The sequence below is a fragment of the Niallia sp. MER 6 genome (genome assembly GCF_023714395.1).
Classification (GTDB): Bacteria; Bacillota; Bacilli; order Bacillales; family Cytobacillaceae; genus Niallia.
This window is the reverse complement of the sequence record NZ_JAMAUK010000005.1, coordinates 238,918-259,428: the sequence shown is the minus strand read 5'-3', so window position 1 is coordinate 259,428 and position 20,511 is coordinate 238,918. Positions and strand designations below refer to the sequence as shown.

The 20,511-nt window shown below is 38.5% G+C and carries 23 protein-coding genes and 2 other annotated features; of the genes, 6 read left to right on the top strand and 17 right to left on the bottom strand.

Going from position 1 to position 20,511, the window contains the following annotated elements:
• Positions 1–149: 149 nt before the first annotated feature.
• Positions 150–1,130, bottom strand: coding sequence for a DMT family transporter (locus tag M3600_RS09870; RefSeq protein ID WP_251645649.1), 981 nt, complete (start codon positions 1,128–1,130; stop codon positions 150–152).
• Between the two features lie 117 nt (positions 1,131–1,247).
• Entirely contained in the window at positions 1,248–2,960 is a 1,713-nt protein-coding gene (locus M3600_RS09865) for an ABC transporter ATP-binding protein (RefSeq protein ID WP_233314744.1), read from the bottom strand.
• A 274-nt stretch (positions 2,961–3,234) separates the two neighbouring features.
• Between M3600_RS09865 and M3600_RS09860 the strand changes: the two genes are divergently transcribed.
• Positions 3,235–4,146, top strand: a complete 912-nt coding sequence (locus M3600_RS09860; RefSeq protein WP_233313679.1) for a LysR family transcriptional regulator — start codon at positions 3,235–3,237, stop codon at positions 4,144–4,146.
• A 44-nt stretch (positions 4,147–4,190) separates the two neighbouring features.
• On the opposite strand, the gene M3600_RS09855 is transcribed toward M3600_RS09860, so the two are convergent.
• Both M3600_RS09855 and M3600_RS09850 read right to left on the bottom strand, forming a co-directional pair.
• A complete protein-coding gene (locus M3600_RS09855) occupies positions 4,191–4,787 on the bottom strand; it encodes a DJ-1/PfpI family protein (RefSeq protein ID WP_251645647.1) in 597 nt (198 codons plus the stop codon).
• A 19-nt stretch (positions 4,788–4,806) separates the two neighbouring features.
• Complete coding sequence (locus M3600_RS09850; protein WP_233313677.1) at positions 4,807–5,316, bottom strand: GNAT family N-acetyltransferase; 510 nt, start codon at positions 5,314–5,316, stop codon at positions 4,807–4,809.
• A gap of 173 nt (positions 5,317–5,489) precedes the next feature.
• Here M3600_RS09850 and M3600_RS09845 point away from each other — a divergent pair, with 173 nt between their 5' ends.
• Positions 5,490–5,795 (top strand): antibiotic biosynthesis monooxygenase family protein, encoded by a 306-nt coding sequence (locus tag M3600_RS09845; protein WP_233313676.1) that lies wholly within the window; start codon positions 5,490–5,492, stop codon positions 5,793–5,795.
• Between the two features lie 52 nt (positions 5,796–5,847).
• Here M3600_RS09845 and M3600_RS09840 read toward each other — a convergent pair whose 3' ends face one another.
• The 3 genes from M3600_RS09840 to M3600_RS09830 are packed head-to-tail and all read right to left on the bottom strand — an operon-like array spanning position 5,848 to position 8,079.
• Positions 5,848–7,107: an FtsW/RodA/SpoVE family cell cycle protein gene (locus tag M3600_RS09840; RefSeq protein ID WP_251645645.1), complete on the bottom strand. Its 1,260-nt coding sequence runs from the start codon at positions 7,105–7,107 to the stop codon at positions 5,848–5,850.
• 4 nt (positions 7,108–7,111) lie between these two features.
• Complete coding sequence (locus M3600_RS09835) at positions 7,112–7,519, bottom strand: PadR family transcriptional regulator (RefSeq protein WP_237941520.1); 408 nt, start codon at positions 7,517–7,519, stop codon at positions 7,112–7,114.
• Between the two features lie 2 nt (positions 7,520–7,521).
• On the bottom strand, positions 7,522–8,079 hold the full coding sequence (locus M3600_RS09830; protein WP_396953799.1) for a sigma-70 family RNA polymerase sigma factor: 558 nt from the start codon (positions 8,077–8,079) through the stop codon (positions 7,522–7,524).
• A 183-nt stretch (positions 8,080–8,262) separates the two neighbouring features.
• Here M3600_RS09830 and M3600_RS09825 point away from each other — a divergent pair, with 183 nt between their 5' ends.
• Both M3600_RS09825 and M3600_RS09820 read left to right on the top strand, forming a co-directional pair.
• Positions 8,263–8,517: a type B 50S ribosomal protein L31 gene (locus M3600_RS09825; protein WP_233313675.1), complete on the top strand. Its 255-nt coding sequence runs from the start codon at positions 8,263–8,265 to the stop codon at positions 8,515–8,517.
• 94 nt (positions 8,518–8,611) lie between these two features.
• Positions 8,612–8,971, top strand: a complete 360-nt coding sequence (locus tag M3600_RS09820; protein WP_233313674.1) for a hypothetical protein — start codon at positions 8,612–8,614, stop codon at positions 8,969–8,971.
• A 53-nt stretch (positions 8,972–9,024) separates the two neighbouring features.
• Here the strand turns inward: M3600_RS09820 and M3600_RS09815 are convergent, their stop codons facing one another.
• The 3 genes from M3600_RS09815 to M3600_RS09805 form a co-directional block, all read right to left on the bottom strand.
• Positions 9,025–10,356 (bottom strand): metal-dependent hydrolase family protein, encoded by a 1,332-nt coding sequence (locus M3600_RS09815; protein ID WP_237941522.1) that lies wholly within the window; start codon positions 10,354–10,356, stop codon positions 9,025–9,027.
• Between the two features lie 101 nt (positions 10,357–10,457).
• Positions 10,458–11,018 (bottom strand): TetR/AcrR family transcriptional regulator, encoded by a 561-nt coding sequence (locus M3600_RS09810; RefSeq protein WP_245399980.1) that lies wholly within the window; start codon positions 11,016–11,018, stop codon positions 10,458–10,460.
• 140 nt (positions 11,019–11,158) lie between these two features.
• Positions 11,159–11,599 (bottom strand): Lrp/AsnC family transcriptional regulator, encoded by a 441-nt coding sequence (locus M3600_RS09805; protein WP_237941524.1) that lies wholly within the window; start codon positions 11,597–11,599, stop codon positions 11,159–11,161.
• Positions 11,600–11,766: 167 nt separating this feature from the next.
• Between M3600_RS09805 and M3600_RS09800 the strand changes: the two genes are divergently transcribed.
• Entirely contained in the window at positions 11,767–12,531 is a 765-nt protein-coding gene (locus M3600_RS09800; RefSeq protein WP_233313670.1) for an SDR family oxidoreductase, read from the top strand.
• 140 nt (positions 12,532–12,671) lie between these two features.
• A complete protein-coding gene (locus tag M3600_RS09795) occupies positions 12,672–13,385 on the top strand; it encodes a DUF554 domain-containing protein (RefSeq protein ID WP_233313669.1) in 714 nt (237 codons plus the stop codon).
• Between the two features lie 67 nt (positions 13,386–13,452).
• On the opposite strand, the gene trpA is transcribed toward M3600_RS09795, so the two are convergent.
• Genes trpA through trpE form a run of 7 tightly spaced genes read right to left on the bottom strand, consistent with a single transcriptional unit; the run spans position 13,453 to position 19,855 of the window.
• Positions 13,453–14,232 (bottom strand): tryptophan synthase subunit alpha, encoded by a 780-nt coding sequence (trpA, locus tag M3600_RS09790; protein WP_233313668.1) that lies wholly within the window; start codon positions 14,230–14,232, stop codon positions 13,453–13,455.
• Position 14,233: 1 nt separating this feature from the next.
• Positions 14,234–15,436, bottom strand: a complete 1,203-nt coding sequence (gene trpB, locus M3600_RS09785; protein ID WP_233313667.1) for a tryptophan synthase subunit beta — start codon at positions 15,434–15,436, stop codon at positions 14,234–14,236.
• Positions 15,437–15,450: 14 nt separating this feature from the next.
• Positions 15,451–16,065, bottom strand: coding sequence for a phosphoribosylanthranilate isomerase (locus tag M3600_RS09780; RefSeq protein ID WP_237941525.1), 615 nt, complete (start codon positions 16,063–16,065; stop codon positions 15,451–15,453).
• A gap of 14 nt (positions 16,066–16,079) precedes the next feature.
• On the bottom strand, positions 16,080–16,856 hold the full coding sequence (gene trpC, locus M3600_RS09775; protein ID WP_237941526.1) for an indole-3-glycerol phosphate synthase TrpC: 777 nt from the start codon (positions 16,854–16,856) through the stop codon (positions 16,080–16,082).
• 1 nt (position 16,857) lies between these two features.
• Positions 16,858–17,880 (bottom strand): anthranilate phosphoribosyltransferase, encoded by a 1,023-nt coding sequence (gene trpD, locus M3600_RS09770; RefSeq protein WP_251645638.1) that lies wholly within the window; start codon positions 17,878–17,880, stop codon positions 16,858–16,860.
• Positions 17,877–18,467, bottom strand: a complete 591-nt coding sequence (locus tag M3600_RS09765; RefSeq protein WP_237941527.1) for an anthranilate synthase component II — start codon at positions 18,465–18,467, stop codon at positions 17,877–17,879. The genes trpD and M3600_RS09765 overlap by 4 nt, the downstream gene beginning before the upstream one ends.
• Positions 18,464–19,855: an anthranilate synthase component I gene (gene trpE, locus M3600_RS09760; RefSeq protein WP_233313662.1), complete on the bottom strand. Its 1,392-nt coding sequence runs from the start codon at positions 19,853–19,855 to the stop codon at positions 18,464–18,466. The genes M3600_RS09765 and trpE overlap by 4 nt, the downstream gene beginning before the upstream one ends.
• Before the next feature lie 79 nt (positions 19,856–19,934).
• Positions 19,935–20,169: a binding site (T-box leader), on the bottom strand.
• 45 nt (positions 20,170–20,214) lie between these two features.
• Positions 20,215–20,477 (bottom strand) — a binding site (T-box leader).
• Positions 20,478–20,511 lie beyond the last annotated feature (34 nt).

The following is a 20,511-nucleotide window of genomic DNA, read 5'->3' as shown; positions in this document are numbered from 1 at the left end:
TTGGTCCTCCAAATCTAGTTTCTTAGAAGTGATAGCCAAAATCATGACTGTCATTCATTACGATCATTGTTGTTACCATTCCATACAATAGTATACATATACCTGCCTAATAAGTAAAAAAATTTCAATAATTAACAAAACTTTAATAATCAATTGAAATGATGCGCTTCTTTAGCTAATTTTAGTTTTTTAATATTGCGGGAAAATATACTATGCAATACCATGCCAATAATCACAATTCCAATTCCAAGCAGGGAAACTGGACTCGGCAAACCTGCAGAAAGAAACACCATTTCTCCAATTAATGCAAATAGCACTTCAAATGACTGTGTTGCTTCAACAGCACCAAGCTTCTGCATATTATCCTTTGCTAAATCTGTAGCTGCAAAAAAGAGAATCGTCGCAACAACACCTGAAAATAAAGCTACAATTCCGGATTGGTATACTTGCATAACAGACGGTAAACCTGCAGTCATCCATCCATAAACAGACAGAATAAGCCAAAACGGCAGGCTAGCAATCGTCATGCCAAGCACTCGCTGAAAAACATCAAAGCGGCCACCTGCAACCTCCATCATTTTCCGATTGCCAAGGGGGTATGCAAAGGATGCAATGAGTATTGATATGAGACAAAGCAGTGCTTGGGACAGGGATAAGCTCCTTGCAAACTCAACCTGCATAAATACGATTCCAACAATTATTAAAAGGGAAAAGCCTAAGCTTTTAATGGGGATTTTTCTTCTTGCATGGACAATAGTTCCGTCACTTGCGGCTATTTGCTCCATAAACAACGGTGCAAGCAGTGTTCCTGAAATAATCGTCAGCTGCCATGTTCCTGCAATTAACCAGCCTGGCCCATAGGCGGATGCAAAACAAATAAACGAATAGAAAATCCCAAATCCGACAGAACTCCACAATATCCATTTGAGAGCATTATTACGAAGCTCCAGCAAAATCGGCTTTAAATTCCCTCTAATTAATACAATAATCACTAAAAAGGGAACCATAAAAAAGTAGCGCAGGGATGCACTCCATACCCAGCTTCCCCCATTCATCTCCATCGCTTTATTCAAAACAAACGTAAAAGCAAAAAAGAAGGCAGACGCAATGCCTAACATTATCGGTCGCATAAAACAGGCACCTCCATAAAAAATTACTTATAACCAATATATCGCATATTAAATACTAACTTCAATTGCTATTTTTGCAAAAAAAAGAAGATGCCTTCTAAAAAGGCATCTAAAAAGTTAACGCTGGTATTGAACACGATGAAGATTAGCGAAAATACCGCCTTTTTCAATCAGTTCATCATGTCCTCCTTCCTCTTCAATCCCGTTTTCGGTAACAACAACAATGCGGTCAGCATTGCGGATTGTTGCGAGTCTGTGAGCAATCACTAATGTTGTACGGTTTTTCGCAAGTTCATTTAATGATGCTTGAATAATTTGCTCTGTTTCTGTATCAAGGGCAGAGGTGGCTTCATCGAGAATAAGTATTGGCGGATTTTTCAAGAACATTCTCGCAATCGCCAGCCTTTGCTTTTGTCCTCCCGACAGCTTCAAGCCCCGCTCTCCTATTTGTGTGTCATAGCCGTCTGGAAGCTTGCGGATTAAATCTTCCAAGTGAGCTCTTTTTACTGCTTCATGTATTTCTTCGTCTGTTGCATCTAGTTTTCCGTATGCGATATTTTCTTTTAATGTACCTGTGAACAGGAACACATCCTGCTGAACGATCCCAATTTGAGAACGCAAGGAATGCTTTGTCATATCACGGATATCCATGCCGTCAATTTTAATGGCTCCGCCGTTCACATCATAAAACCTTGGCACTAATGAACAAATTGTCGTTTTCCCTGCACCGGACGGACCAACAAATGCAACTGTTTCGCCCGCTTTAATGTTCAGACTGATTTGGTCTAAAACAGTTCTGTTATCATAGCCGAATGTCACATTATTAAATTGAATGTCCCCACGCAATGCAGGCACTTCCACTGCATCTTTGCGGTCTTGAATTTCAGGCTCTGAATCAAGCAGATCCAAGAAACGTCTAAATCCAGCCATACCTTTCGGATACAGCTCCAGCAATGCACTGATTTTATCTATTGGCTTTTGCAAAATGTTAACATACAGAATAAATGCAACTAGCTCACCGTTTGTCAGCTGGCCATTAAATGTCAGCCATGCTCCATAAACCAATACTACTAACGTGAAAAAGCGCATTAGCATATAAACAGAAGATGAAGTTAAAGACATTACTTTGTATGCAACGATTTTCGCTTTTCTGAAACGTTTATTATTAACAGAAAAACGCTCCATTTCATAGTCTTCGTTCGTGAAGGATTGGACAACACGCACACCGGATACACTGTCTTCAACGCGGGCATTAACATCGGCAATATCGCCGTACATATGCCTCCATGCTTTATTCATGCTCTTATTGCAGTATGTGATCAGCCAGACGAGCACAGGCACGATGAAAATGACGATTAACGCAAGCTTCACATTAATGGTCAGCATAATCCAGAAGGCGCCGACAAATGTCATGATTGCTATAAACAAATCTTCAGGACCATGGTGGGCAAGCTCGCCGATATCAAACAAGTCATTTGTAATTCGGCTCATAACATGACCTGTTTTTGTATTGTCAAAGAATTTAAAGCTTTGCTTTTGGACATGATTGAACAGCTGTGCACGCATATCTGTTTCAATATTAATTCCAAGCTTATGTCCCCAGTAGTTAACAATATATTGCAAATAAGTGCTTATTAAATATAATGCCAGCAAGCCGCAGCTTACAGAGACGATGGTACTCCAATTTCCCTCAGGAAGGAGCTTATCGATAAACCAAGTAACAGCCATTGGGAAGGCAAGTTCCAAAATTGCCACAATGACAGCGCTCGAGAAATCAAGAATGAATAATTTCTTATGCGGTAAATAATAAGTGAAAAAACGCTTTATCATCATATGCTCCTTTTATATAATTTTAACAGTTCTATTTGAGAATCATTATTGATTATAGATGTTTACTCCTATTTATTCAAGGAAAATATTTTCATTATCGAAATAGTCACAATTTATTTTCAAAAAGCTGGAATCGGTATAAAAATAGTAAATTTTCAGTATTTTTTGAATTGTTAAAGGATTTATCATTTATTTAAGCGAACTAAGTATATACTAAAAAAATGAAGATGCGAAACGAAGACTTCAAATCTGGCAGAAGGAGAGTGTGAGAGGATTGGATTATCATTTATTGACATTTGTCACAGTTGCTGAAAAGAAGAACTTTACTCGAGCTGCCGAAGAGCTCCATATTACACAATCTGCTGTAACGCTTTCCATAAAAGCTTTGGAAAAGAAGTATGAAGTGAAATTCTTCGATCGTACGAACAAATACGTTCGGCTTACTCGTGCTGGTGAAATATTGTATTATCATGCCAAGCGTATCCTAAAAGAGTATGAACAGGCGGAAGGCCTTATTGATGACATAACGAAGGTTGTGAGCGGTCCTCTCTTAATTGGGTCTAGTTATACATTCGGTGAGTATTTACTGCCCAGATATATTTCTGATTTTATGAAAGTACACCAATTAATTGAACCGAAAGTCTCCATCAGCAATTCTAGCAGCATCATGAAGCAAGTTCTTGATGGCAGTCTTGATATTGGCATAATTGATGGGGAAGTCAAAAGTCACCCTCACCTGCATATCACTCCCTTTGAACAGGATGAACTGGTAATTATCGTAGGCACTGATCATCCTTTAGCAAGCTTTCGTACGATTGATCTGGAAAGCCTGTACGGTGAAACATGGATCTTACGGGAAGAAGGTTCCGGAACGAGAGAGGTTATTGACAAACTGTTTGAAAAGCATGCCTTTTCTCCCCTTATTTTGAGATCGTTTGGCAGCACGCAAATTATTAAAGAGTCTGTTGAAGCAGGGATTGGCATTTCGATTGTTTCTAAGTTTTCGATTCAAAAAGAACTTCATATGAAAACAATCCATTCCATCCGGCTTAAAAATGAACAGATTAACCGAAACTTCTCCTATGTCATCCCAAAAACAGATATCCACACTCGCTCTGTTGAATTGTTTACCCAATTCTTAAAATCCAAAAATGGGTTCTCACTTGAAGCAATTTCTTATAAATAACAAGGGAAAAGAAGGCTTCTGCAGTAGAAGCCTTCTTTTTTAGCTTATTCTGGCAAATCATACTCCATTCTTTTTGCTGTTATGGCTTTTTCATCTGCTCCTAATAATCTTTCCACAAGATGGAATGCCATCGTTATCCCTGCAGAAATGCCGCCTGAAGAGACAATTCTGCCTTCATCAACAAATTTAACGCCTCTAACCACTTCCACTTTGGGGAAGGTTTCTGCGAAATTATCGTAGGAAGCCCAATGTGTCGTCGCCTTTTTCCCATCCAAAAGCCCTGCTTTTGCAAGCAGCAAGGCACCTGTACAAACAGAAGCCACAAGCTCTGCCGTTTTATTTTGCTGTTTTATCCATTCCATCAATTTCTCATTATGTATTTCTGTCAGCCTTGCTCCCGGTCCGCCAGGGATGATGATTATATCAAATGCTGGGGCATTTTCGAAGGAATAGCTAGGCAACACTTGCAATCCGTTCCTCGCAGCAATCAGCTCTCCTGTTTCTGAAACTGTTTCTACCTTAAATGGTTTCCTATCATCACGATCCTTAAAGGAGGCTACTGACAGCACTTCAAAAGGTCCTGCAAAATCAAGCACTTCCACATCATCAAATAACAGTATTCCTACACTTCTTGTTTTCATCCCTGCAACTCCTTTTCTCTCAACTACTCGAAAGATAGAAAATCATATGCTGTTCATCAAAGTATTGTCCATCCACCTTTAATGCGTTCTTTTCCAATCCAAAAACAGTGAAGCCGAATGATTCGTATAAGGCAATTGCACCTGCATTTGTGGAAACGACAGCCAGCAGCAATTGCTCAATATCATACCTTTTTGCTAGAGTAATTACCTCTGTCAAAAGCCGTTTGCCAATCCCCTTGTTCCGAAAATCATCTTCTATAAAAAATGACAGCACACTTGCCTTATGCTTAATTTTTTTATAGGTTTCCTTTTGAAGGGTGATGCTGCCAACAAGGCGTTCATCCATAAATGCACCTATAGTAACCCTTGTTGGGTCCTTTAAGAGAGCTGTAATCCTCTTAATGGGATAGAGGCGTTTTTGTTCTTCTTCCACGGTTAATAAAAAGGCATCTGGATGCTGCTTTAATGTTGTTAACCGCAAATTCCAGTAATCTTTTGCGTCCTTTGGTTTAAGCACCCTTACCTGCAAAACGAATCCCCCCTTTCTTATGTTGTCATATGATTTTTGTTCAGGAAAAAATTTTTGCTAGGTTTCTAACTTAATAATTCCATATTTCTTATATGCTTTCCTTCTATACGATGAATTTTCTGATAAATTTATGGTACGATAGTAAAAAATTAATTTCAGAGGAGTTTTGCTTCATGTTTATTGTTCAGTCAACCTTTCCAGTCCCAGATGAAAAGGCGCTTGAAGTCATTGAAATCTATAAAAACCGTTCCCGATTAGTAGACAAAAACCATGGATTTATCCGCTTCCTTCTGCTCCAAAATGAAAAAAACAAAGGAGAAATTACCGTACATATGGAATGGGAAACGAAGGAGGATTACTTAAAATGGGTCAGGAGCACAGAGTTTAAGGATATTCACGAGCTTGAGAAAAAATACCCAGATAAGGAATTAGCCTCGGTTATTCCTACTGTTAAACAATTTGCAGTCGTTGCTGAATAAACTTCTACATTAGAACACAAAAAACCGGCTGACATAATGGCAGCCGGTTTTTTTAACTAGTTAAGACTAGATTCTTCCTGCGATATACGCTTAATACGATTCCAATTAATAGAGAATTTAAAACGGTTGGTGTTAATCCATAGCTAATAAAGGGCAGTGACATGTAAATAACCGGGACTAATCCTAATATCATGCCAATATTATAGATAAATTGTACAGATAGCAAGGAACATACACCCAAAATTAACAGTTTGCCAAATTTATCTTTTATTTGGGTAGACAGAACAATCATTCTCCACACCAACAGCAATATTATCACAAATACAAGACTAGCAACGATCCAGCCATAATAATAGGTGATATTGGCTAAAACCAAGTCTGTGGACATTTCAACTTGATTAAACTGTACACTTGAATTTCCAAACCAGCCACCTGATGAACGGATATCTTTTAGCAATAAGTATATATAGCCTTCATTCTCTGCGTAGTTCTCAGGGTGTAAAAATGACAGTATTCGTCTTTTTAGGTCAGCACCAGCGCTAACAAAAAATATAATGATAAAGGTAAGCAGTAGACCTAAAGAAACACCAATGGATGGATATAATGTTTTGTTATTAACTGAACTAACAACTATTAAAGTAAGCACCAACAAGGAATATAGAAAGATATCTGTTAAGTTAGCCAGTCCTACGAATAATAAAAATGACAGCAAATAAATACTTATTACAACCATTCTCTTCGGTTTATCTTTAGATAGATAGATTGCCCAAAACACTAAGAATACAGGCAAAAGACTTGCACCGCTTATTGTAAAAGACAGGAAGCGGATAACGAAAAGTCCGTTAACCGTCGTACTTGGGAAAAAGTTTAAAGCGAGCAGTAACACGAAACCTGTAATAAGAATCAGCCACCCAAAATTCTTTATCTTGCGGTAATCAAACAGCATTACCGAAAGCGCAATGAAAATTCCTAATATAATAAACATTATTTGATTGCTAACTACTGAAAAATCAGCTTGTATATGAAGTAACGGTAGGATTCCTATTAGAATAATAGTGGTAAATAAACAAAATAGTTTCCAATCAAATAAAGGTCGATAAAGCTTATTAAAGTATGAACCAAGTTCAATCGGGCTGCCCATCTGCTTGATAGCTTGTTGTTCCGCTTCTTTTTCAGTTGCCCCCTTTCCTATTAATTCTGATTGGGACATTTTCAAATGATAACTCAGCTCTTTGCGGACAGCTTCTTTCGCATCTTTTGATTTTATATATTGCATTACTTCTAATAAAAAAGATTCCTTAAGATTAGTCATCTTATTACCACTCCAATATTTCTTTTAAGCAGTAAGCTTTACTACTTTCTTTTTCGAGGTTTTTTAGCAGCTTTAAGCCTTTTGTGTTAAGTTGATAATATTTAACATCAGGTTCATTCCAATAAGTACGCAAGTAACCTTTATGCTCAAATTTATGTAAAAACATGTAGAGATAGCCCTCTTCTGTTTCAAACTTTCCCATTCCTCTTGCACGGAGAAGTCTGCTTAATGCAAAACCAGTTCGTTTTTCTTTTAATAATTGAAATATTGCTAAAATGACCTCTTCTTCTGAATTGGTTGAAAGCTGATTTACTTTTCGTCTAATACTTCCTTTATGCTGTTCTGTAAACTGAATATCTCGTAACACTGTTTTTTTCATCGCATTTCTTAAATTCTTTAATCGATCATCCATTTTCATCCCTCCAAGCTTATCTTTAACAGTTCTTTAGCTCGTTTTAACCTTGTCTTAATCGTATTTTGATTCACATCTATGAGGCCAGAGATTTCTTTAATCGATAATTCCTCAAAATAATATAAATAAATTACTTCCCTATATTTGTCCGGCAAATGAAACACTGCTTTAACTAACTCTTGATCTTCATCTTTCTGGATAACTTGGTTTTCCACCTCTTTCTCAGCGCTTGGAATATGCCGTACTTCTTCTTCTGAAAAAACAATATGCTTATGATGCCAACTCCTTAAATAATCTTTACAATGATTAATAGCAATTCTCCAAATCCATGATTTTAAGGAGGATCTTTTTTGATATTGATCTAACTTTTGATAACATTTCACAAATATTTCTTGCGTTAAATCTTCTGCAATCTCCCTCCTGCCTACATATGAATAGGCAAGATGCAATAATGACTGGCCATATTCATCCATAAGTTGATTCAATAGCTTTTCTCTATTTTGGATACTCAAATCTCCATTGATACTTTCTTCCAATGCACACTGCTCCCTTCCACCCATTAGACGATTCTCACTTAAAGGAAGTTTTTGTTTAGTATAAAAAAATGCGATACTCTAAAAAAACTATGTTACCAATGGTTTGGTCGATTTAATTCATGGTATAGGATATATAATGCACATCACTTGCAAAACGTAATGATTTCGATTATCATGAGTAAGTAGTAAAAAATATGAGGTGATAATATGAAAGCAAATATACATCCAAATTATGAAAAAGTCGTATTTATGGATACGAACAGCGGCTTCAAATTTCTGACAGGTTCGACGAAAAAATCCAATGAGACTATTAAATGGGAGGATGGCAATACTTATCCTCTTATTAAAGTAGAGACTAGTTCAGATTCACATCCATTTTACACAGGTAAGCAGAAATTTGCAGATAAAGGCGGAAGAGTGGATCGCTTCCTGAAAAAGTACAATATGAAAGAAAACAATTAATGGAAATTGTTAATGGCTCTTTGGTAAATCGTAATAGTTACGATAATTCTTTACTACTGATTAGTATCTGCTTAAATAGCAAAGGTTGCCTATAATGAGAAATGAAAAGTGGATGGAGATACTTGAAAGGAATTTCGTCAACACACTGCCACCGTTTAAGAAAGCAGTTTACCAATATATTGTAGATAAGGAAGAGTCTTTAGCACAGAAAGCTGATTCAAAAACACAGTTTCTATCACTTCTTAAAGAGCAGCTGCCGCATCAAGAGGCAGCCGCTCACTTTAAGATGACATTAACGGAAGTAATCAGCTTAATGCACGAAACGGAAGATGAGATTAGTGAGGTTTTAGAAAGCAAAGCAAAAAAATATCAGTGGATTGACTGTACAGATGAAGTGAACGGCAATGGATTCAAGAAAACGGGCAATAGCCAATATTTTCTTTGTCTCTCTTAGAGCCCTCACTTATATTAGTAAGCTGAAACCAGAAATTTATATTTCTGGTTTTTTTATTCGTTGCTCCATACTAAATCTAGCAAATCATCCACTTCCTTCATTTTATTTACGTTTGGATTTTTTATAAGTTGACCATTTACCATTACCATCGTTATATTTGATAAAGTTTTGATATTTTCTAATGGATTATGGTCCATTACAATTAAATCTGCTCGTTTTCCCATTTCAATCGTTCCAGTTAGATGATCTATGCCGAGAATTTCTGCATTTGTTTTTGTTGCCTTTTCAATTACCTGCAGTGAATCGAGCGACGTTTTTCGCATAAGATGGTCCAGCTCGCGCCACATATCATAGTGTGTCACAAATGGCATTGCTGCATCTGTACCAATCCCCATTTTTATCCCATGTTCTACCGCCTGCCTTACACTTGCTAGCATCGAATCGTAAACAAGCCGAGAGTTTTCTTGCACTGTTTCGCTCACTTTCGTCAGACTCAAATCCAATTTTGCGCTAGGATAACCAGCCTGCAAAGTAGGAATTAACGCTGTGTAACCCTTTAAGGCTCTAGGATTACATTTATACAGACTGATAATTTCCTCATCCATCTCCGCTCCATGTTCTATCGTATCAACCCCTCCCTTTAGTGCAACTCTTACTCCTTCCGTACTTTCCACATGTGCGGCAACACGTATGCCGATTTTATGAGCTTCCTCACATATGGCGGCAACTTCGTCCTCTGTCATTTGTAACCGGCCAGCTTCCCCGACCATTTTTGCATCTGTAACACCGCCGGTGACACAGATTTTAATTAAATCCACCCCATGTTTAACATTTATTCTCACATTTCTTCTCGCCTCCCACGGAGAATCGCCGACTAAGGCTAAATAAGGTGCGCCGTGACCGCCTGTTACACTTAGGAAGTAGCCTGCTGTAAGTAGGTTCGGACCTACGAACTTGTGCGCATGAATCTCCTCCCTCAGCTCCACATCTTTATAAAAGAATTCACCTACGCTGCGCATCGTCGTTACACCAGAATGCAAGGCGGTTATGGCATTTTTTTTCATCCGTTTTTTTAAGATTCTTCTTCCTATCGATGTATCCAAAAGATGGTGAAACGCAAAATTTAAAAGCTTTTCACTTACTGACAATGTAAAAGGCTTTCCGTCTGCAAACAGATGTACATGGGCGTTGATAAGGCCAGGCATTACATAGTTCCCTGTTAAGTCTATGCTCTCATAATGACTTGGAACAACGAGATTGCTTGTCTTTTCGATTTGATGAATTCTCCCTTGTTCGTTTACTAATATGGTCATATTTGTATCTGCAAATTTTTTCCCATCACCATAGATTATATGGCAATTATGTAAGGCATATCCTGTCTTCATGAGTGCTTCCTCCCATTTTTCAAAAATGAATAGTTTATTCATTTTTAGTTTTTAAAATAGTGATTCACCTTAAACTAAGTGAATCACTTTAGTGTACAGTATTATTCATTTAAGCTTTTGAGTCCATGCAGCCTGTATATGCTAAGCACCTCAAATATCTGCTGTCTGCTTTCTATGCTCATCTCTCTCTTTAATAAGTCTAAAATCATGTTGACGAAACTATTAGCGAGAATATTCAATAAAATAAAATTATCCTCACTGTTTATTTCATATCTTTTGTACGTACTCTTAACGTACGGCATTTTAGTTTCCATCATTAAATCAATCAGCTCGTTTTTGGCATTGCTGTATTCCGTTCCTTGATTTTTTTCAAAAATAATCACAATCTGCTGATGATATTGGGTTAATAGATTAATCTGCTTTTGAAAAATATCTGTCCTTTTCTCCGTCCTCGCCTCATCAAACAATGTCTGGTTATCAAAATGAATGCTTTCAACTAACACCTTTTGCAAATAATCGACTAAGGATGGTGGAACGACCGAATAAAACAAATCGTTTTTATTTTTGAAATACGTATAAATATTTCCGACTGAAATTTGAATTTCTTCAGCGATATCGCTCATTTTTGCATTCAAAAATCCTTTGTTAAAAAACACTTTCAAGGCGGCAGCTTCGATTTGTTTTTTTACTTCCTCTTTTTTTGACTGGATAATAACCACCTCTTAATAATGAATGGTGTATTCACTATTAATTTAGTTTAATTCTTGGTTGCTGTCAAATAATTGTAACTGGATGTAGAAAATCAAAAAGAGATCTTTTCCTCAAACTCACTTTTCATAACGATTATGGGTTGTGATAATCCAAATCTCATTAAAGAATCTAAAAATGAAGCAAGAGAATCAAGTGAATCGGTCCTTACTTTTAGTAAATAGTTGGCTTCCCCACTGACACGATATAAATCTACTACTTCAGGCGCCACTTCACAGTATGTGATAAAATCAGCGCACTTGCTCGTTTTAAACATGATGAACGTTAAGATATTTTTATTAATTTTAGAAGGTTCAAACTTTGCTTTATAACCAGCTATTACCCCTTGCTCTTCAAGCTTATTAATTCTTTCTTTGACAGCTGGCTGCGTCATGGATATAACTCTGCCGATTTCAGAGACAGGTATCCTTGCGTTTTCAAATAATAAATTCATAATTTTATAATCTGTTTCATCCAGTTTTACTGTATTTTTCATGGTTAGTTCCCCTTCTTTATTTTATAAAGTAATTACGGCAATATGTCTTTAAAATCACAAGCCAAATGAGTTTTCTTTTTATAATTATATATTTAGTTTTCTGATAATTCCAATAAAATATAAGTATGCTTTAAATAATAATTCACATTAATGGGGCGTGATTATATATGAAGAATTTACAAGACAAAATAGCTTTAGTAACAGGTGCCAGCCGTGGAATTGGCCGTGCAATCGCCAAAAGGTTAGCAGATGACGGGGCCATCGTTGCTGTTCATTATGGAAGCAATCAAAAGGCTGCTGATGCTACGGTTAAGGAAATTATCGCTGCAGGCGGTGATGCTTTCTCCATTCCAGCTGATTTACAGTCTTTGCACGGAGTAAAAAAACTGCTGCAGCAATTAGATGAAAAGCTGTTAGAAAAAACTAGCTCCGTCTCATTTGATATATTAGTAAATAATGCAGGTATTGGAACGCAAGGAACCATTGAAAATACAACAGAAGAAATCTTCGATGAAATCATAGATATTAATATTAAAGCACCTTTTTTCCTCATACAGAATGCCATACCAAGACTAAGAGAAAAGGGACGCATCATTAACATTTCATCTGCAGAAGTACGGATTGGTTTAACAGGGTCGATTGCCTATGGTTTGAGTAAAGGAGCGCTTAACACGATGACACTTCCATTAGCAAAACACCTTGGTGAACGTGATATAACAGTTAATACTATTATGCCTGGGTATACAAAGACAGATATCAATTCCAAGCTGCTGGATAATCCGGAGATTAAAAAGTTCGCCACTGAATCCTCCGTATTCCACCGCTTAGGTAAAGTGGAAGATATTGCAGACGTTGTTTCATTTCTTGCTTCCTCTGACAGCCGTTGGATAACTGGCCAAATTATAGATGCTTCTGGAGGATTTAGTCTATAATTCCCCCCTACCTCTAGTTAACTGTTTGTTATATCGGTATATCTATTCCGATTAACTAGTAAAACTTCGACTTTATTTATCGGAATTTTCCTCCTATAATCTATAGAGACACAACTAAATAGATAGATAGGATGAACATAATGATTTTACTGGGAGCAATAGTTAATGGAGTAGGTATCATGATTGGTGCACTACTTGGCAGTGTCCTTCGCCGTATACCTAACAATATGAAGGACGCTGTTATGAATATAATGGGTTTGTCTATTGTCGTATTAGGAATTCAAATGGCACTTAAAACGGCGAATTTTACGATTGTGATTTTGAGCCTTTCGTTAGGTGCAATTATTGGTGAATTATTAGCGATAGAAGATAAAATAAGCAAGCTTGGACAATGGATAGAAGCAAAGGTTGGTTCTGACAAGCAGGGAAGCATCTCACAAGGCTTTGTTACAGGTACGTTAATATTTGCAATTGGAGCAATGGGGATTATTGGAGCTCTCGACAGCGGGATTCGCGGCAATCATGATGTTTTATTTACAAAATCGATTATTGATTCATTTATCGCACTTATATTGACTTCCACTTTAGGAATCGGCGTTCTTTTTTCAGCTGTTCCTGTTATTATTTATGAAGGGCTAATTGCTGTTTTTGCAACCCAGATTGATCGTGTGATTCCGCAGCAATTAATGGATCAATTTATTTTGGAAATGTCAGCTACCGGCGGGGTTATGATTATGACGATTGGCTTAAATTTAATAGGGCTGACCAAATTTAAAGTGGCAAATCTTCTGCCTGGAATTCTCGTAGTTTTATTGCTTGTTTCCATTATGTATGGTTATAATATTTATTTTTAATCGCTTTTGAAATCAAACAGGCAGAAAGTATTTTCTGCCTGTTTTTCATATGGATGAATTTTGCTTCTTAAACAGAAACCCTCTTGCTGGCTGCTATTAAGCTTCTAATTCCTTCTAAATCATTTTTCTCAAATAACTCAATAATTTTGCTGCCGACAATAACGCCGTCACAATATTGCGTCATGTCTTTCACATGCTGTGGGGTGGAGATGCCAAAGCCTGCCAACACTGGAATAGGGCTGACTTCTTTCACTTTAAGCAGATGCTCTCCTAGCTGTTCTTGAAAGACTGTTCTTGCCCCAGTGATTCCTGTTACGGTGACTGCATATAAAAAGCCATTGCCTTTTTTGGCTATCTGTGCAATTCTATCTAATGAACTTGTTAATGTTACAAGTCGGATGATTTCGATGTGATGCTTGTCAGCAGCAGCTTGCACTAGGCCTTCTTCTTCAATTGGCATATCTGGCACGATTATGCCGTTAACGCCTGACTCTTCGCATGATTGAAAGAAATCCTCAATGCCATAGGCAATGATTGGATTTAAATACGTCATAAAAACAATCGGGATGGTTGTCGTTTCCCGGAAGGAAGTTAATGTTTGAAACACTTTCTTCAATGTTGTTCCTGCTTGAAGTGCCCGAATTCCGGCAGCTTGAATGATCGGTCCGTCTGCAACAGGGTCGGAAAACGGAATCCCAAGCTCGATTGCTGTTGCTCCGCTGCTTTCAAGAAATTTAATTTTTTCCTCTAATGTGTCTAGGCCGCCATCGCCTGCCATAATATATGGAACAAAGGCTTTGTCGCCATTCTTTTCAACTTGTGCAAAACGCTCTGCAATTGTCACCATCTTATTGATTCACTCCCATTCTGTCCATTACTGTATTAACATCTTTATCGCCTCTGCCAGATAAGCAAACGACTATCGCTTCCTCTTCGTTCATTTTAGGTGCATGCTTCAAGCAATAAGCAATTGCATGAGAGCTTTCTAATGCAGGAATAATTCCTTCTAGTCTGCACAGCAGCTGCAATGCTTCAAACGCTTCATCATCTGTGACCGATTCATAATTCACTCTGCCGATATCATTTAAATAGCTGTGTTCTGGTCCAACGCCAGGATAATCAAGTCCTGCCGAAATGCTGTGCGCTTCTTGAATTTGTCCATCCTCGTCCTGCAATAAATACATATAAGAACCGTGAAGCACTCCGGGTTTGCCTTTCGTTAAGGATGCAGCGTGTTTATCTGTATCTAGTCCGTGTCCTGATGCTTCTACACCATAAAGAGCAACATCTTCATCCTCAATAAATGGATAGAACATGCCCATCGCATTGCTGCCGCCGCCGATACATGCAATCACTGCTTCTGGGAGTCTTCCTTCCTTTTCCAAAAACTGTGCCTTCGTCTCTGTTCCGATGACGCTTTGGAAATCACGGACCATCATTGGAAATGGATGTGGTCCCATAACAGATCCAAGTATATAGTGGGTGTCCATTACATTAGTAACCCAATATCTTAGTGCCTCATTACATGCATCCTTCAATGTCGCACTTCCAGAGGTAACACTTTCGACCTTTGCTCCAAGAAGCTCCATCCGGAATACATTCAGTTTCTGTCTTCTAATATCCTCTTCGCCCATAAATATCGTACATTCTAAACCGAGCAGCGCACAGGCAGTAGCTGTTGCAACACCATGCTGGCCTGCTCCAGTTTCGGCAACGACCTTTGTTTTACCCATGCGTTTTGCCAAAAGCGCCTGGCCGATAGCATTATTGATTTTATGTGCTCCTGTGTGGTTCAAATCTTCTCTTTTTAAGTAAATTTTCGCTCCGTTTAAATGCTTTGTAAGTCTTTCAGCATAATAAAGGGGTGTTTCTCTGCCAACATAATCCTTCAGCAAATAATTTAATTCCTCTTGGAATGCCGGGTCTTTTTTTGCCTCGATATAAGCATTTTCCAATTCAACAACTGCTGTCATTAATGTTTCTGGAACATATCTTCCTCCATAAATACCGAAATGTCCTGTGCTGTCTGGATATGAATAGTTAACTGTCATGATTGTCGCTCCTCCTATTTGTTTACTGCTTGAAGTGCTTCCTGTAAAAATCCTTCAATCTTCTGCAAATCCTTTTTCCCATCTGTTTCTACACCGCTTGATACATCGAGCATAAAGGGATCGACCATTGTCTTCGCCTGGTTTACATTGTCTTTATGTAAGCCTCCTGCAAGAATGACTTTTTTGCCTTTAAAGTCATAGTTTTTTACGATATTCCAATCAAACGCTTTGCCATTTCCGCCAAAGTACCTCTCCCGCGCACTATCCAACAGGATATAATCAGACTGAAAATCCGCAATTATTTCCAAATCGCTTTCTTCCTTTATGCTGAACGCCTTTATTACTGGCAATTCAAAGGAAGATGCATATTCACTCGATTCATCTCCATGAAGCTGAATGACATTAATGCCTGAAATCCGGACAATTTCATCGATTCTTTCTCTTGTTTCATTGACGAACACCCCAACTTTCCAGATGTCATCAGGAAGCTTATCGATAATCGTTCTGGCTGTTTCCGGCTCGATTTTCCGTTTGCTGTCTGCAAAGACAAATCCGATAGCTTTCGCTCCATTTTGAACGGCGCAAAGTGCTTCTTCTTCTGCTCTTATCCCGCATATTTTGACATTCATACATGGTCACTTCCTTATATTTGGACTTTCATGCTTGCTAATGTTTCTTTTAGATTAGCAGCTTTCATAAAGGTTTCCCCGACTAGTATTGCATTTGCACCTGCAGCAACAACTCTGTTTATATCCTCCTGTGAGGCAATTCCGCTTTCGCTCACTAAGTATCTGCCAGATTCCTTAATAGTTGGCGCCAAACGTTCCGTAACTTCTAAGGAGACGTGGAATGTTTTTAAGTCTCTGTTATTAACACCGATCAGCTGACAGTCCGTTTGAAGGGCACGCTCAAGCTCCTCTTCATTATGAACCTCCATCAGCACCTCCAAGCCGCTTGCAACTGCATACTTGGAAAGGCGGTTCAGCTTCTCATCATCAAGGGCTGCTGCAATTAACAACACAAGACTTGCGCCCTTTGCTTTAGCAAAATCTATTTGAATTTCATCAATGATAAAGTCTTTGCATAAGACAGGGATAGGAACTGCAGAGCTGACACGCTCCAAGTCCTCATAGCTGCCTTTGAAGAACGGACCGTCTGTTAAAACAGACATACAATCAGCACCGTATTGCGCATATTTTAAGCCTTGCTCTTTTGGATCAACACCAATATTGATATCTCCTTTTGAAGGGGAAGCTCTTTTAAACTCAGCAATAATCGCAAGCTGATCCGTGTTTGCCAGTCTTTCCATAAATGATTTTCTCGCCATTGTAGGATTTTTTTGTATTACAGCTTTTTGCTGCTTAAGCTCCTCAACAACTGCTAGCTTTTTGGCGATGATTTTATCTAGAATGGTTTCCATTTTATATCCCTGCTTTCTCATATAATGAACTGTTCGTTACTAACTGTTCGAGTTTTGAAAGAGCTGCCCCACTGTCAATACTGTGTCTGGCAAGCTCGATTCCCTCTTCGATGCTCATTGCCTTTCCTGCAGCGAAAATACCTATTCCTGCGTTTAACAAAACAGTGTCTTTATATGCACCTTTTTCCCCGTTGAGCACTTTAAGCATGATCTCTGCATTTTCCTTTGCGTCTCCGCCGCGGATTGCTTCATTGTTGTACACAGGCAGATTCACTTCCTCCGGTCGCAGAATTACCTTTCGAATCTTTCCTTCTTCTAAAATAACGAGTTCATTGTCTCCTTGCAGGGATGCTTCATCCATTCCGCCAGCCCCGTTAAGGACAACGGCTCTTTTCCGTCCTAATTTTTTCAAGCTTTCAGCAAAAACCTCTGTGTAATCTCTTCTGTATATGCCAAGCACCTGTGTTTCCAGCTCAATAGGATTCGTTAAAGGACCAATTAAGTTGAAAATTGTCGGAATGCCCAACTCTCTTCTCACTTTCATGATTCTGCCCATTTTCGGCTGTACATGCTGTGCAAATAAGAAGGTAATGCCGATATTTTTTAGCTGCTGTTCATTCTGCTCTGGTGTGACATTTAAATGGATGCCTAAATGCTCCAAAACATCTGCACTGCCAGTCTTGCTTGAAACACTTCTATTGCCATGCTTTGCAACTGGAATGCCTGCTCCTGCTAACACGAAAGCAGATGTGCTGCTGATGTTAAAGCTATGAGAGCCATCGCCACCTGTTCCGCAATTATCGATACAGCCACCTACATTTTCGAATTTTAATGTCTGTTCTCTGACTGCTCTAACTAAACCAACGATTTCGTCAACCGTTTCGCCTTTTAGCTTTAACGCCGTTATAAATGCTGCCAATTGACTGTCTGTAACGCTATCTGTAAAAAAGGTTCTCGAGACGTCAAGCATTTCCGCTTCTGTCAGTGATTCATGATTCATTAATCTTTGTAAATAACTCTTCATCTCAATACTCCCTTTCTTGTTTCTGTAATAAAGTTGGCAAGAAGCTGCTTGCCTGTGTCTGTTCCAACTGATTCTGGATGAAACTGAAATCCGTATACTGGGTAGTGCTTATGTTTAATTGCCATTATTTCTTGATCGTCATGAGATACTGCTAACACTTCAAAGTTTCTTGGCAATGTGTCTTTTTGTATAACAAGTGAATGATAACGCATCACTTCAATCGGGCTAATTAATCCGGCAAACAGCGGGTCATTATTTACATCTGCCAAATAAGAGGTTTTCCCATGCATAATATTTTCTGCTCTTACGACCTTAGCCCCAAAAGCTGAGCCAATCCCTTGATGACCGAGGCAAATTCCTAAAATCGGAAACTGTTGATGTAATTTCTGTATTACTTCAATCATAATGCCGGCATTTTCAGGGCGGCCTGGACCTGGAGAGAGTACAATACTAGCAGGGTTCAGCTTCTGTATATCCTCCACTGTCAGCTCATCATTGCGAACAACCTTCACTTCTTCGCCTAATTCTCCTAGATATTGATACAGGTTATACGTAAATGAATCATAATTATCGATTAATAAAATCATGATAGTCCCTCCAAAAATACCTTTAATTTATGGATTGTCTCTTCGTACTCTTTTTCAGGGACGGAGTCATATACGATGCCAGCACCTGCTTGTATATAGGCTTTATCATCCTTAATAATCATCGTCCTTATAGCCAGTGCAAAATCCATGTTGCCATTTTGGGAGAAATAGCCGACTGCCCCAGAATAAATTCCTCTTTTGACCCCTTCAAGCTCATTGATAATTTGCATTGCTCTAATCTTCGGGGCACCAGAAACTGTCCCTGCAGGCAAGCATGATATGAGTGCATCTACGCTTGACTGGTTATCCTTGATTTGGCCGCTCACCTCTGAAACGATATGCATCACATGCTTGTATTTTTCAACCTTCATATATTTCTCTACTTTAATGCTTCCGAAATGACTGACCTTGCCGACATCATTTCTTGCTAAGTCTACAAGCATTTTATGTTCAGCCAATTCCTTCTCGTCTTGCAGTAAATCTGCTTCAAGCTCTATATCCTCCTCCGGTGTAGCTCCTCTAGGTCTTGTTCCGGCGATTGGATTTGTAATAACTGTTCCATCGCTCGCCTTTATCAAACTTTCAGGTGAGCTGCCGACGATAGCATAATCAACAAAATCGAGATAGTACATATAAGGTGATTGATTTTTCACTCGCAGCTTTCTGTAATAAGAAAAGCTCGAACCTTTAATATCTGCTGACATCCGCTGAGAAGGTACGACTTGAAAGATGTCTCCTTCTGCAATATATTGCTTCGCCTTGTTTACTTTTTCTACAAATTCCTCTTTAGTGACAGTTGCTTTAAAAGCAGACAGCTGAACATCTTCTGTACTTTCTGTATACTGTGACTGAATTTCCTGCTTTCTTGTTTCGAGCCTGTTCTTCAACTGCTCTTCTGTCGTTTCGTCTGTTAAAGGAGATGCAACCAAATAAACAGTTTGTTCTAAATGGTCAAAAATTACGAAATCTTCAAAAAACATTAAATGCACGTCTGGCAGCTTTAGCTCATCCTTCGCCTCCGGACCAATATTTTCGTACTGCCTAATATTGTCGTAGCCGACATAGCCGACCGCTCCAGCATTTATCGGCAGTCCATATGGCAATTGAAGGTCTTGAACTGGAAGGAGTTTTTTGACAAGATCCAAGGCTTTTTCATCCACTGTTTCTACGCTGTCTTTTCGTTTCACTGTTGTAACTGGCCCATTGCCAATAAGTTCAAAAACAGGATCGCTGCCTATAATCGAAAACCGGCCTGATGCTTCATGCTTTAAGGAACTTTCTAACAGGAACTTTTTTTCTCCAGTTAATTTTTGATAAATACTGATTGGTGTGAGCGTATCGCCTTCCAATTTTTCGATAATCACCATTTGGCTGCCTGTCGTTTTCATTTCTTTACCTCCGTCTATGTGTCCTCTAAAAAATCCAATAAAAAAGTCCCCTATTATTACAGACATAAAAGCTGCAATAATAGAGGACGATTAGTTAAACCGCGGTACCACCTCAGTTAGAGTGAAAAACACTCTCTCTTTTCGAATACAAATAATATTCTATCCTGTTAACGGTGGAAACCGGCAAGCCCTACTAATTTGTTCAAACCCGCACTCTTAAGTCCATTCAGCTAACTGTTTGGATCGGTTTTCACCAAACCACCGACTCTCTTTACCAGACATATTAGCTTACTACTCTTAATCATTGATTTTAGTATGAAATTATTTTTTTGAACGCAAAAAGGGTCTCTCTCCTGTAAAAAAAGGACGAGAGACCCGTGGTGCCACCTTCATTAGCTTTGTTAAAAAGCTCACTCTAAGAAATCATGCACTCAAAGATTCTTTGGCGCATATTTCGGTCTCTTGTAACGATGAGACATTTCGCTAAAGCCTACCTCTTGAATATCAAGTTTCGGTTTAGAAGCTCAGAAGTCCATTCACTATTGTGTAACACTGATTCTCACCAACCATCAGCTCTCTTAAGTTCCAGTCAATAGTTACTACTCTTCGTCATCACTCAAATTTATGTTAAACCAATCATAAAATACGCCGATCTT

What these genes read in the sequence shown, in the direction of transcription:
- M3600_RS09820 (WP_233313674.1), top strand. Translation starts at nt 8,612, where the DNA reads ATGAGAAATGAAAAGTGGATGGAGATACTTGAAAGGAATTTCGTCAAC.
- M3600_RS09815 (WP_237941522.1), bottom strand. Translation starts at nt 10,356, where the DNA reads ATGAAGACAGGATATGCCTTACATAATTGCCATATAATCTATGGTGAT.
- M3600_RS09870 (WP_251645649.1), bottom strand. Translation starts at nt 1,130, where the DNA reads ATGCGACCGATAATGTTAGGCATTGCGTCTGCCTTCTTTTTTGCTTTT.
- M3600_RS09835 (WP_237941520.1), bottom strand. Translation starts at nt 7,519, where the DNA reads ATGGATGATCGATTAAAGAATTTAAGAAATGCGATGAAAAAAACAGTG.
- M3600_RS09765 (WP_237941527.1), bottom strand. Translation starts at nt 18,467, where the DNA reads ATGATTTTATTAATCGATAATTATGATTCATTTACGTATAACCTGTAT.
- M3600_RS09855 (WP_251645647.1), bottom strand. Translation starts at nt 4,787, where the DNA reads ATGAAAACAAGAAGTGTAGGAATACTGTTATTTGATGATGTGGAAGTG.
- M3600_RS09800 (WP_233313670.1), top strand. Translation starts at nt 11,767, where the DNA reads ATGAAGAATTTACAAGACAAAATAGCTTTAGTAACAGGTGCCAGCCGT.
- M3600_RS09840 (WP_251645645.1), bottom strand. Translation starts at nt 7,107, where the DNA reads ATGACTAATCTTAAGGAATCTTTTTTATTAGAAGTAATGCAATATATA.
- trpC (WP_237941526.1), bottom strand. Translation starts at nt 16,856, where the DNA reads ATGGAAACCATTCTAGATAAAATCATCGCCAAAAAGCTAGCAGTTGTT.
- M3600_RS09845 (WP_233313676.1), top strand. Translation starts at nt 5,490, where the DNA reads ATGTTTATTGTTCAGTCAACCTTTCCAGTCCCAGATGAAAAGGCGCTT.
- M3600_RS09805 (WP_237941524.1), bottom strand. Translation starts at nt 11,599, where the DNA reads ATGAAAAATACAGTAAAACTGGATGAAACAGATTATAAAATTATGAAT.
- M3600_RS09830 (WP_396953799.1), bottom strand. Translation starts at nt 8,079, where the DNA reads ATGGGTGGAAGGGAGCAGTGTGCATTGGAAGAAAGTATCAATGGAGAT.
- trpB (WP_233313667.1), bottom strand. Translation starts at nt 15,436, where the DNA reads ATGACAGTTAACTATTCATATCCAGACAGCACAGGACATTTCGGTATT.
- M3600_RS09825 (WP_233313675.1), top strand. Translation starts at nt 8,263, where the DNA reads ATGAAAGCAAATATACATCCAAATTATGAAAAAGTCGTATTTATGGAT.
- M3600_RS09795 (WP_233313669.1), top strand. Translation starts at nt 12,672, where the DNA reads ATGATTTTACTGGGAGCAATAGTTAATGGAGTAGGTATCATGATTGGT.
- trpD (WP_251645638.1), bottom strand. Translation starts at nt 17,880, where the DNA reads ATGAAGAGTTATTTACAAAGATTAATGAATCATGAATCACTGACAGAA.
- M3600_RS09780 (WP_237941525.1), bottom strand. Translation starts at nt 16,065, where the DNA reads ATGAATGTCAAAATATGCGGGATAAGAGCAGAAGAAGAAGCACTTTGC.
- M3600_RS09865 (WP_233314744.1), bottom strand. Translation starts at nt 2,960, where the DNA reads ATGATAAAGCGTTTTTTCACTTATTATTTACCGCATAAGAAATTATTC.
- trpE (WP_233313662.1), bottom strand. Translation starts at nt 19,855, where the DNA reads ATGAAAACGACAGGCAGCCAAATGGTGATTATCGAAAAATTGGAAGGC.
- trpA (WP_233313668.1), bottom strand. Translation starts at nt 14,232, where the DNA reads ATGGTGACAATTGCAGAGCGTTTTGCACAAGTTGAAAAGAATGGCGAC.